The following is an 11,659-nucleotide window of genomic DNA, read 5'->3' on the forward strand; positions in this document are numbered from 1 at the left end:
CCGGCCGGCGCCGACCCCAACCCCGACGGCCACACCGACGCCCGCAGCGCCGGCAGGCCGGCCGACGCCGACTCCAACCCCGACGGCCACACCGACGCCCGCAGCGCCGGCAGGCCGGCCGACGCCGACTCCAACCCCGACAGCCACACCGACGCCGTCAGCAACGCCAGCGCCTGGCGCGACGCCGCCGGGACGCCCCGGCGCTCCGCCGGCCGCAGGAACGACTCCAACTCCGGCTCCAACGGCAACGCCGGCGCCCGGTGGCGCAACGCCAGGACGCCAAGGTGGAACGCCGCCCGCTGCTGGAACGGCGCCCGCTGCCGGAGCACCGCCTGCGGCACCGCAGGCCGGCGCGGCGCCGCGTCCCCCGGCTCCTCCGCCCGGCGTCGCAGCTCCGACAGTCGTCCCTGCTTCGCCGGCCGCGGCTCCGCCGCCCGACAAGGCTCAATACGCACCGCCGACGGTAACGCCGGCGTTCCGTGCAGCGCCGGCAGTGGCCGCTCCGCTGCCGCCGCCGCCGCGCCCGCCGCAGCGTGACCTGACGCCGCTCGCCTTCGGCGCGGGCGTCGTCGCCGGTGCCGTGATCGGCGCCACCATCGCCGACTACCGCAACCAGCGGCAGGAGGTCGTCGAAGGCGGCCGCACCGTCTACACCGAACCGGATCGCATCATCATCCGCGATCCCAGCGGTCAGGAATATGTTCGCGGCAACGATCTCTACCGCTTCCGCTACGGTGCCCGTGACATCCGCACCGAGACCGTCGGCGGCGAAACCCGCACCGTCGTGATCCGTCCCGATGGCAGCGAGGTGATCACCGTGGTCGGCCCTGATGGTTCGCTGCTGCGCCGGATCCGCAGGGACCCCGGCGGGCGCGAGCTCGTCATCATCGACAACAGCTACCGCGATCCGCGGTCGGTGGGCGGCTTCTATGTCGACGTGCCGCCGCCGGTCGTCAACATTCCCTACGATCGCTACATCGTCGACGCTCAGGAGGCTACGCCCGATGTGATCTACGAGACCATGGAAGCGCCGCCGGTGCAGCGGATCGAGCGGCGTTATTCGCTCGACGAGATCCGCTACTCGCCGAACGTCCGCATGGCGATGCCGAGCATCGATGTCAACACGATCAATTTCGAGACCGGATCGTGGACCATTCCGCCGGATCAGGCGGCGCGGCTGCAGGTGATCGCCGACGGCCTCAATCGTGCGATCCAGCGCAACCCGCGCGAGGTGTTCCTGATCGAGGGACACACCGATGCGGTCGGCAACGACGTCGACAATCTGTCGCTGTCGGATCGCCGCGCGCAGGCCGCGGCCGAATTGCTGACGCAGCAGTTCGGCGTGCCCGCCGAGAATCTGACGTCGCAGGGTTACGGCAAGCAGTACCTGAAGGAGCAGACCGACGGTCCGAGCCGCATCAACCGGCGCGTCACCATCCGTCGCATCACGCCGCTGCTCAATGGCGGCACGGCCTCGCTGCCGCCGCCCCCGCCCGGCGTCACGCCGCCGCGCTGAGACGATCGCCACAAAGCAAAATGGCCGGGAGCGATCCCGGCCATTTTTGTTTTTCTGGTAGGGTGGGTTCGCCCCGGGGCTGCGCGAAGCGCAGTCCCTTGGCGTAACCCACCGCTGTCGGTATCCGCGGCAACAGAAGAGGTGGGTTACGCCCTCGGACTGCGCTTCGCGCAGCCGGGAGCTAACCCACCCTACAACAGCCTACGAGACTGTCAGCCCTTGTCGCTCTCGAGCCGGAAAATCTGCGAGCCTTCGCTGCCGGACAGCAGGCCGGTCTTCGAATAGAGACCGAGCTTGGTGCGCGTGTCGGCGATGTCGAGGTTACGCATGGTGAGCTGACCGATGCGATCGGCCGGCGTAAACGCGGCGTCCTCGACCTTCTCCATGCTGAGCCTTTCAGGCGCATAGGTCAGGTTGGGACTCTCGGTGTTGAGGATCGAATAGTCGTTGCCGCGGCGCAGCTCGAGCGTGACCTCGCCGGTGACGGCGCGGGCAACCCAGCGCTGCGCGGTCTCGCGCAGCATCAACGCCTGCGAATCGAACCAGCGGCCCTGATAGAGCAGACGTCCGAGGCGCATGCCGCTGATGCGGTACTGCTCGATCGTGTCCTCGTTGTGGATGCCGGTGACGAGGCGCTCATAAGCAATATGCAAGAGCGCCATGCCGGGCGCCTCGTAGATGCCGCGGCTCTTGGCTTCGATGATGCGGTTCTCGATCTGGTCGCTCATGCCGAGGCCGTGGCGGCCGCCGATGGCATTGGCTTCGAGGAACAGCGCGACCGGATCAGAGAAGGTCTTGCCGTTCAGCGCGGTCGGCTGGCCTTCCTCGAAACGCACCACGACCTTCTCGGCCTTGACGACGCAATCGTCGCGCCAGAACGGCACGCCCATGATCGGGTTGACGATCTTGATGCCGCGGTCGAGGCTTTCGAGATCTTTCGCTTCGTGCGTGGCGCCGAGCAGATTGCTGTCGGTGGAGTACGCTTTCTCGGCGCTCATCTTGTAGGCAAAGCCCTGCGCGGTCATGAATGCCGACATCTCGGCGCGGCCGCCAAGCTCGTCGATGAATTGCTGGTCGAGCCAGGGCTTGTAGATGCGCAAGGATGGATTGGTCAGCAGGCCGTAGCGATAGAAGCGCTCGATGTCGTTGCCCTTGAAGGTCGAGCCGTCGCCCCAGATGTTGACGCCGTCCTCCTTCATCGCCGCGACCAGCATCGTGCCGGTCACGGCGCGGCCGAGCGGCGTGGTGTTGAAATAGGTGATGCCGCCGGTCGAGATGTGGAAGGCGCCTGATTGAATCGCGGCGATGCCCTCGTGTACCAGCTGCGTGCGGCAATCGACCAGCACGGCCTTCTCGGCACCGAACGCTTCCGCCTTGCGCGGGATCTCGTTGTAGTCGGCTTCGTCGGGCTGGCCGAGATTGGCGGTATAGGCGTAACAGCGCGCGCCCTTCTGCTTCATCCAGAGCAGCGCCGCAGAGGTGTCGAGGCCGCCCGAAAAAGCGATGCCGACTTTCTCACCCTTGGGCAGGCTTTTCAGGATCGTGGTCATGGGGCTTCCAATTCGGGGTTTCAAGGGGCTGACGTGAGGGTGAACGTGACCGCGCGAATATCAAATTTCGCACGTCTCGGCACCCATTTAATGGCCTCAGATCGAGGGTGCGGGACCCGTCTTGCGGCCGCACAGGCGCTTGCGGAGCCGGTAAGCGGGCATGTTCAGCCGGGTCAGGGCGGCATCGACGGCCTTGTCCGAGAACCGGGTCCGCGGCCAGCGGTAGATCAACGCGAAAGCGAACCAGATCACGATGAAAGTCACGAGGCCGGCGGTTGCGACATCGGTGAAGAAGTGGCCGCCAAAGGCCATGCGGAGGGCGCTGGTTACGGCGCCGAACACCACCGCGCCGGCATAGGCGAGCGGCCGCCAGACCGGAGGCGCCAGCGCGGCGGGGGCCAGCGTCCAGAATGCCGTCGCACCCTCGCCCGAGAAAAAAGAGCAATTGCGTTCGCAATCGCCGCGCGGATCCCACCACGCCACGAATTGCTGATCGCCGGCGAACTCGGTCACCACCACCGGCCGCGGCCGGCCCCAATAGGTCTTGAAGGTGAGGTTGGAGAGAATCACGGCCGACATGATGATCGTGACCAGCAGGAACACGATCGCGCGTCCCGATACCATCAGGGGGCGGTCGGGCCTGATCATCTTGACCACGAGCGCGACCAGCGACGGCAGCACGAACACCCAGGAGACCCACATCGCAGCATCGCGCGCGATGGCGGCCCATTCATTCAGCTTGAGCGGAAAGGATTTGGTTTGGGGATCGAAGAACAGCGCGGCGAGCTTGAGATCGAGCTCGGGATAAAGGCCGAAAACGACGCCGATCACGAGCCACAGCGCCAGGGCGATGAAGAGTCCAGTCCGGTTCATGGCGCGCGGTTTAGCGGAGTGGGGCCGGGATGGAAACCCTTGCCATGGTCATTCCGGGATGGTCCGAAGGACCAGACCCGGAATCCCGAGATTCCGGGCTCGATGCTTCGCATCGCCCCGGAATGACGGAATGAACTACCGCCCATCCAGCCGCGAATTCGACGGCAGCGGCGGAGGCGGCCGGCGCGGGGCCGGCGGGATGCGCCAGGCGCCGGCATTGCGACCGGCGATCAGCCAGTAGACGACGCCGGCGACGATGCCCGCGCCGGTCATGATCTCCAGATGCCGGCGCACGATGCCTTCGAACTGAAACGTATCGGGATGGAACGGGATGAGGCCGAGATAGCAGGCGAGGCCGACGAGACCGCCGCCGACGGCATAGGCGAGCGCGCTGCGGATATAAAGCGCTTCCGTGATCGCCACGATCACCGCCGCCGGCACCAGTGCAAAACCGGAGACGAAGATGAAGCCGAAGCCGAGCAGGATGTCGATCGCGCCCTGATCGACGGGACCGGCGCCGAGATCGGAGAACTCAGGAAACAGCAGCGCGCCGACGACGATCATGCCGCCGACGAAGCAGGCGGCGAGAAAGCCGATGAAGATGACGATGAGGCGGCCGATCAGGGACATCTGAGAGCCCCCTTGAGTATCACCGTCATTCCGGGTTCGCGCTTCGCGCGCCCCGGAATGACGGGCTCAAAACATAAATGGCCGGATCAAGCCCGGCCATGACGAGCGTTGAGAGCGCCGTCATCCTCAATCCGTCATCGCCATGGCGCGCAGCGCCTGGCGCTCGCGGGCCGAGAGCTTTTCCGTCTCCGACTTGAGCTGGCCGCAGGCGGCGAGGATGTCGCGGCCGCGCGGGGTGCGCACCGGCGAGGAATAGCCGGCGTTGAAGATGTATTCGGAGAATTTTTCGATCTGGTCCCAGTCCGAGCATTCATAGGCGGTGCCAGGCCAGGGATTGAACGGGATCAGGTTGATTTTGGCGTGAATGCCCTTGAGCAGCTTCACCAGCAGCTTTGCATCGTCGAGCGAATCGTTGACGCCCTTGAGCATCACATATTCGAAGGTGATGCGGCGGGCGTTCGAGGCTCCGGGATAATCGCGGCAGGCCTGCAAGAGCTCCTTGATCGGATATTTGCGGTTGAGCGGCACCAGCTCGTTGCGCAGCTCGTCGCGCACCGCATGCAAGGAGATCGCGAGCATGACGCCGATCTCCTCGCCCGCGCGCACGATGTTCGGCACCACGCCCGAGGTCGACAGCGTGATGCGGCGGCGAGAGATGCCGATGCCTTCATTGTCGCCGACGATCAAAAGCGCGTCGCGCACCGCGTCGAAATTGTAGAGCGGCTCGCCCATGCCCATCATCACGATATTGGTGACGCGGCGCGTGCCGTCCTCGCGGTCAGCCCAATCATTCAGACGGTCGCGCGCGACCATGATCTGGCCGACGATCTCGCCGGCGGTGAGGTTGCGCACCAGGCGCTGCGTGCCGGTGTGGCAGAACGAGCAATTCAGCGTGCAGCCGACCTGCGAGGAGACGCAGAGCGTGCCGCGATCGGTCTCGGGGATGTAGACGCATTCGACTTCATGCGCCTTCTGAACGACGTCGCCGCTCGGCAGGCGCAGCAGCCATTTGCGGGTGCCGTCGTTGGAGATCTGCTCGGCCACGACTTCGGGCCGGTCGACGGTGAAATGCTGCGCCAGCTCGGCGCGAATGCCCTTCGAGATCGAGGTCATATCGTCGAAGCTCTGGGCGCCGCGGAAATAGAGCCAGTGCCAGAGCTGCTGCACGCGCATCTTGCGCTGTGCCGGCGCGACGCCGATCTCGCCGAGACGGTCGGCAAGTTCAGTGCGCGACAGGCCGATCAGCGACGGCTTTGCCGGCGGCACATAGGTTTCGAGCGGAGTCTTCTCCACCAGGATTGCGTTGTGCGGCTCGGTCGTCGGTTGCATTGATGGGCCTAATGGGTTGGTCGTTCCGGGGCAGCTCGAAGAGCTGAACCTGGAACCTCGAGATTCGGGGTTCGATGCTGCGCATCGCCCCGGAATGACGGAAGAGATCTGGAACTGGCTTTATATAGCAACCGGAACCGCCGATTGCGACCGTGGCAATTACTTAGCCTTACCGCCGGCAATCCTGCGCGATCTTGTCGAGGGCCTGGGCGAGACCCTTCAGCGAGAACGTATCGGTCGTCTCCGTTCCCTTGGCCGAGACGCCCTTGACCACGAGATCGGCGGATTTGCGCATGGCCTCCACCATCCGCTCCTCCTCGGCCGCGTTCTTGATCCAGAGGCCGTCGCCCTGCGTGTACATCGCGAAGGAGGCGCCGCCGACCTCGACGGTCGATTCCGAGCCCGGCTTCAGCGCGTAGCCGATCATTACGGAAACTTCGTTGTTCACCTTCTCGGCCGGCCGGGTCGAGACGAAGGCATAGGCGGGGTCGCGCGGTCGGTTCGGCGGATTTGTCTTCGACGAAGAAGGCTTTGCCAACGCAAAGCAGACCTTCTTGCCGTTGGGTGTCGCCGCATAGGCACCCCAGGTGCCGAATTGGCCGATCAGCGTCGGCTCAGCGCCACCCGCGACTGCCGCGGCAGGGCCGGCCGGCTTGCTCTCGGGCTTGGCGGCCGTCTTTGCTTCAGTCTTGGCTTCGGACTTGGCTTCAGTCTTGGCGGCTGGTGCCGCTGGCTTGGCCGCCGCCTTCGGCGCCGGTTGCGCGGTTTGGGCGCGCGCGGATTCACCCAACCCCCACGCCGCCACGCCGGTCATCAAAGCAAAAAAGAGCGCCCGCCACATGCTGGAGTGGTTCCCTCAATATTGTGACTGGAAGATGGCCCGGCGGCGATTTGTCCCCGCGCAGGGATAACCGGGAAAGTCCAGTTTGGGAAGGCAGTTAGCGGGAAACCACGGTTAGCTTTTGGACCGCGCGGCGCGCTGTTCCGCCCATTGCGCCTCAGTCCATCGCAACAGGTCCTCGGCCCCGGAACTGCGCAAATGCGCGCCGCCGTCGATCACCACCATCTCACCGTTGATGTATCCGGCGCGATCCGAGACCAGGAAGCTGGCGAGGTCGGCAAGCTCGCTATGCTGGCCGACGCGTCCCAGCGGGTTGCGGGTGGTCCACCCCTCGTCGCGGCCCTCGGGGCGGAGCTGCCCCGATGCGCCCGGCGTCGGGAATGGCCCCGGCGCGATCGCGACGGTGCGGACGCCCTTCGGGCCCCATTCCACCGCGAGGCTCTTGGTCATCGCCAGCACCGCCGACTTCGCCATCGCGGACGGGACCGTGAAGGCACGGCCGGTGATGGTCGAGGTCGAGAGGATCGAGAGCACGACACCATTGTGCGCACCATCGATCCAGCGCTTGCCGGCAGCGAGCGTGCAGTACATCGCACCATGCAGCGTCGGTGCCAGGATCGCATCGGCCGCGCGGAACGACAGATGCTCGCTCTGCGCGATGAAGGTCGCGGCGGCGTTGTTGACGAGGATGTCGAGTGGCGCCTCGCGCCAGATCGCGTCCATCATCGCGTCGACCGCGGCACCATCGCGAACGTCGCATGCGATGGTCGTGACCTTGCCGCCGGTCTCTGCGCGCATCTCGCTCGCGGTCGCTTCGAGACGGTCGAGCTTGCGGCCGCAGATCACGAGCTCGGCGCCGAGGCTGAGGAAGCGGCGCCCCATCGCAGCACCGAGGCCCGAGCCGCCGCCGGTGACGAGGATGCGCTTGTCCCTAAGCAGACCTGTTTCAAACATCGTTTGAATCCTCGCTGTTTCTGCTTGCTCCGTCATTGCGAGCGGTAGCGAAGCAATCCAGACTATTTCCGCCGGACGGACTCTGGATTGCTTCGCTGCGCTCGCAATGACGAGGATAGGCTGAACATAGCCTCAGACAAAGAATCCGGATTGTCCGGTCGCGCCAAATCCGGCAAAACCGGCCCAACTATAATTCCACGCGAAACGCTCCAGAACTTACTTCTCAAGAAGGTGCCGCCATGAAAGCCATCCTCTGCTCGCAATATTGCCAGCCCGACGATCTCGTGCTCGCCGATGTGCCGGATCCGGTGGCTGGTCCCGGCGAGGCCGTGATCGCGATCAAGGCGGCGGCGCTGAATTTCTTCGACATCCTGATGATCCAGGGCAAGTACCAGATCAAGCCGCCGTTCCCGTTCTCGCCCGCCGCCGAGGTCGCCGGCGTGATCGAGAGCGTGGGATCCGGCGTGACTGATCTCAAAGTCGGCGATCGCGTGGTCGCCTCGTGTGGTCACAACGGCGCGCGCGAAAAGATCGCGCTGCCGGCAGCCGGGATCGTGAAGATCCCCGACAATCTCGATTACGACCGCGCGGCCGGCATCATCATCATCTACGGCACCGCACTGCATGCGCTGGAGGATCGCGCCAGCCCGAAGCCGGGCGAGACGCTTGCCGTGCTCGGCGCTGCCGGTGGCACCGGCCTTGCCGCGTGCGAGCTCGGCAAGCTGATGGGCCTGAAGGTGATCGCCTGCGCCTCGTCCGAAGAGAAGCTCGAATTCGCCAAAGCGCACGGCGCCGAGCTGACGCTGAACTACGCCAAGGAAGATCTGAAGGAAGGCCTGCGCAAGCTCACCGGCGGCAAGGGCGTCGACATCATCTTCGATCCGGTGGGCGGTGCGTATGCCGAACAGGCGTTGCGCTCGATCGCCTGGGAAGGCCGCTTCCTCGTCATCGGCTTTGCCGCCGGCGACATTCCGAAGATGCCGCTGAACCTCGCGCTCTTGAAGGGCTGCGATATCAGAGGCGTGTTCTGGGGCGCCTGGACCCGGCAGAATCCGGAAAAGAACCGCGCCAATCTCGAGAAGCTGGTGAAATGGACGGCGGAAGGAAAGATCTCATCGCATGTCGACCGCACCTTCCCGCTGGCGCAGACCGCCGACGCACTGAAGGTGCTGGCGGGACGCCAGGCCATGGGCAAGGTGATCTTGCATCCGTGAGGTGACGCAATAGCGAAGACTGCCCCCAAGTCGTCCTGGCGAAAGCCGGGATGACATTGGCGTGTGTTATCGCGCGTCCTCTCTCTCTCTCTCTCTCTCTCTCTACGCTGTGCTCGAGCGCGGCGCCGTGTGGTTGAACCTCCTTCAACCATCACCGCCGAAATTGCGGTGCATTCCCCCGCGCCGCCCCAATCAAACCCAACTTTTTCCCGATTCGCGCAAACCGCCGTCGTTTTTTGGGCTGATTCAAGCTGCGTTTTACCGGTTCCATTTGCGGGACACTTCTGGACAAAAGCAAGAAGACTGAAGCCGGGAATGCCCCTGCGTTGCGTAGTAATGGGGAGCATCACCATGGAGACGACGGCGCATCGCCCGTCGAAGGAGTCGAGGGCGCTCGACTCCAATCGAGTCGCATCACATCCGCCAACCGCGTCCTTTATCCGTGCTCGCGCCGCGCGGGCTGATCTTTCACAAGACGATCCAATTCCACTCTTCTTGTCCGATCCGCTCGGTGTGCCGGACCCACGCGAATATGCGCCGGTGGAGTTGCGCTCCAGATTTGTCCCGCGTGTTCTCGCGGCCGTTCTGGCGGCATCCACCCTGGCGGCTCTGGTCACACTGTTTCAGTCCGACTTTCGCGGCCTCTTGGCCGCCAATGCCGGTCGCTGGGTGGGCATCGCGGAGCAGGCCATGGCGTCGACCAGCCCGCCGGCCGTACGGCAGATCCCGCTCAAAGATCCGGTCCGCGTGACCGACACCAAGCTGGCGAGCGCCGACACCCAAGACCTCCCTCCACCGTCAACGCCGAGCCGCGAAGCGATCGCGACCGCCTATCAGTCGGCGCTGCAAGCCCAGGCACCCGCACCCGTCGCTGCGCCGCCTGCGCCCGTCAAGACGCTCGACGCCGACACGCTGGCCGGGCTGATGACGCGCGCGAAGAGCCTGTTGAGCATCGGCGATATCGTTGCAGCCCGTCTGCTGCTCGAACGCGCGGCCAATGCGCAGGATGCAACGGCCGCGTTCCTGCTGGGACAGACCTATGATCCGGCCGTGCTGGGCACCAGCGACGCGCGGAGCATCGCCGGCGACGCGGCCGCCGCGCGCGACTGGTACCAGAAGGCCGCGGCACTCGGGTCGGCGGAGGCGGGTCAGCGCCTCGCCCAGCTTCGCAACTAGAGCTTTTTAGAGGACATCATGCGTAACGCTTTGAAAATGGCGGTTGCCGCCATCATGGCCATCTGTGCCTTCGCGGCACGCGCCGAGCAGACCGAATACGATCCGGCCAAGGTCTCGGACGGACTGAAGGCCATCTTCCAGTTCGGCTCGACCTCGACCAAGCAGTCGTTGAACGCCAACACTGTCACACTGATCACCGGCACGATCGGCGGCACCTATGTGCAGTTCGGCGCCGACCTCGCCTCCGTGCTCGACGACGGCAACAAGATCCGCGTGCTGCCGATCGTCGGCCGCGGCTCGGTGCAGAGCGTCGCCGACATTCTGTTCCTGCAGGGCGTCGATCTCGGCGTCGTGCGTGCCGACACGCTCGACTATCTCGAACGCAGGGGCTTTGCCAAGGATATCAAGAAGCAGTTCACCTATGTGACCAAGCTCTACAATGAAGAGATGCAGGTGATCGCGCCGAAGTCAGTCGCGACGCTCAAGGATCTCGAGGGCAAGACCGTCAGCGTGGACCTGCCGAACGGCGGCACCTTCGTCACCGCGCTGACCGTGTTCGAGCGGCTCGGGATCAAGGCCAAGTTCGTCTATGTCGAGCAGCGCATCGCGATGGAGAAGCTGAAAGCCGGCGAGATCGACGCCGTCATCGTGGTCGGGGGCAAGCCTTACAAATCGGTCTCGAACTTCGCCAATGACGGACGCTTCCATCTTGCGGGGGTCGATTATGCAAAGCCGCTCCAGAGCGACTATCTGCCGGCGACGCTGAACGCCAAGGACTATCCGAACCTGATCAAGGAGGGCGAGACCGTGGACACGATCGCGGTGCCCGCGGTGCTTGCCGCGTATAATTGGGCCCCGAACACCGAGCGCTATCGCAAGCTCGCGCTGTTCGTGGACGCCTTCTTCACGAAATTCCCCGCGCTCCAGAACCCGCCCTTCCATCCGAAGTGGAAGGAGGTCTCGCTGGCGGCCCCCCTGTCCGGCTGGAACAGATTGCCGGTGGCACAGCAATGGCTCGACAAACATGGCATCGAGCCGGTGACGCGGCAGCGCTTCGAGGCATTCCTGAAGCAAACCCCCGCGGCCGCGAAAGTGACCGACGCAGAGAGGGAAACGCTGTTCAGGCAATTCCAGGCGTGGGACGCGGAGAAGGCGCGGGCGGAGAAGAAGTAGCGGTGGGGCGCGGTGGAATCTCTTTCAGAGTCGTCCTGGCTATCGCCAGGACGACATAGGGACGGCTAGGCGGCCTCCCCCTCATCCACCCCACGCTTCAATGCAGCGCGCGCCGCTTCGCGGTGCTCTGGCGTGATGTGGCTCGCGACCATGCGAATGGCGGCGGCGAGAATGGCGGCGTCATCGGTGAAGCCGAGCACCGGCATCACGTCGGGGATGAAGTCGAACGGCAGGATGAAATAGGCGATCGCACCCAGGAGCGACGCCTGGACGTGGCGTGGCGTCTGCCGGTCGAACGCGCAGTAATAGGCCGCGAGCAGATCTTCAGTGAACGGCAGATGCGCGGCGACGCGCTTCAGCTTGCGCCAGAAGCGGCGGCGCACGCTGTCACGATCTTCCGCGA

11 protein-coding genes are annotated in these 11,659 nt (G+C 65.0%); 4 read left to right on the forward strand and 7 right to left on the reverse strand.

Features of this window, described 5'->3' with window-relative positions:
• Positions 1 to 1,516: OmpA family protein (locus AOQ71_RS42205; RefSeq protein WP_083513839.1), on the forward strand; the 1,516-nt coding region annotated here is incomplete at its 5' end.
• A gap of 212 nt (positions 1,517 to 1,728) precedes the next feature.
• Here the strand turns inward: AOQ71_RS42205 and argG are convergent.
• The 6 genes from argG to AOQ71_RS00580 form a co-directional block, all read right to left on the reverse strand.
• On the reverse strand, positions 1,729 to 3,066 hold the full coding sequence (gene argG / locus AOQ71_RS00555) for an argininosuccinate synthase (RefSeq protein ID WP_057740551.1): 1,338 nt from the start codon (positions 3,064 to 3,066) through the stop codon (positions 1,729 to 1,731).
• Positions 3,067 to 3,162: 96 nt separating this feature from the next.
• A complete protein-coding gene (locus tag AOQ71_RS00560; protein WP_057740553.1) occupies positions 3,163 to 3,939 on the reverse strand; it encodes a phosphatase PAP2 family protein in 777 nt (258 codons plus the stop codon).
• Positions 3,940 to 4,074: 135 nt separating this feature from the next.
• Positions 4,075 to 4,569 carry a hypothetical protein gene (locus AOQ71_RS00565; protein WP_057740554.1) on the reverse strand — a complete coding sequence of 165 codons (495 nt, stop codon included), beginning with the start codon at positions 4,567 to 4,569 and terminating at the stop codon, positions 4,075 to 4,077.
• Positions 4,570 to 4,695: 126 nt separating this feature from the next.
• Positions 4,696 to 5,898: a dual-specificity RNA methyltransferase RlmN gene (gene rlmN, locus AOQ71_RS00570; protein WP_057740555.1), complete on the reverse strand. Its 1,203-nt coding sequence runs from the start codon at positions 5,896 to 5,898 to the stop codon at positions 4,696 to 4,698.
• A 169-nt stretch (positions 5,899 to 6,067) separates the two neighbouring features.
• Positions 6,068 to 6,739 (reverse strand): invasion associated locus B family protein, encoded by a 672-nt coding sequence (locus AOQ71_RS00575; RefSeq protein ID WP_057740557.1) that lies wholly within the window; start codon positions 6,737 to 6,739, stop codon positions 6,068 to 6,070.
• Between the two features lie 114 nt (positions 6,740 to 6,853).
• Positions 6,854 to 7,693 carry an SDR family oxidoreductase gene (locus AOQ71_RS00580; RefSeq protein WP_057740559.1) on the reverse strand — a complete coding sequence of 280 codons (840 nt, stop codon included), beginning with the start codon at positions 7,691 to 7,693 and terminating at the stop codon, positions 6,854 to 6,856.
• A gap of 239 nt (positions 7,694 to 7,932) precedes the next feature.
• Here AOQ71_RS00580 and AOQ71_RS00585 point away from each other — a divergent pair, with 239 nt between their 5' ends.
• The 3 genes from AOQ71_RS00585 (at position 7,933) to AOQ71_RS00595 (ending at position 11,256) form a co-directional block, all read left to right on the forward strand.
• Positions 7,933 to 8,907, forward strand: coding sequence for an NADPH:quinone oxidoreductase family protein (locus tag AOQ71_RS00585; RefSeq protein ID WP_057740561.1), 975 nt, complete (start codon positions 7,933 to 7,935; stop codon positions 8,905 to 8,907).
• A 351-nt stretch (positions 8,908 to 9,258) separates the two neighbouring features.
• Positions 9,259 to 10,083, forward strand: coding sequence for a hypothetical protein (locus AOQ71_RS00590; protein ID WP_057740851.1), 825 nt, complete (start codon positions 9,259 to 9,261; stop codon positions 10,081 to 10,083).
• 18 nt (positions 10,084 to 10,101) lie between these two features.
• A complete protein-coding gene (locus AOQ71_RS00595; RefSeq protein WP_057740563.1) occupies positions 10,102 to 11,256 on the forward strand; it encodes a TAXI family TRAP transporter solute-binding subunit in 1,155 nt (384 codons plus the stop codon).
• Between the two features lie 65 nt (positions 11,257 to 11,321).
• Here AOQ71_RS00595 and AOQ71_RS00600 read toward each other — a convergent pair.
• Positions 11,322 to 11,659: YkvA family protein (locus tag AOQ71_RS00600; protein WP_245316587.1), on the reverse strand; the 338-nt coding region annotated here is incomplete at its 5' end.

The sequence above is a fragment of the Bradyrhizobium manausense genome (assembly GCF_001440035.1).
Classification (GTDB): Bacteria; Pseudomonadota; Alphaproteobacteria; order Rhizobiales; family Xanthobacteraceae; genus Bradyrhizobium; species Bradyrhizobium manausense.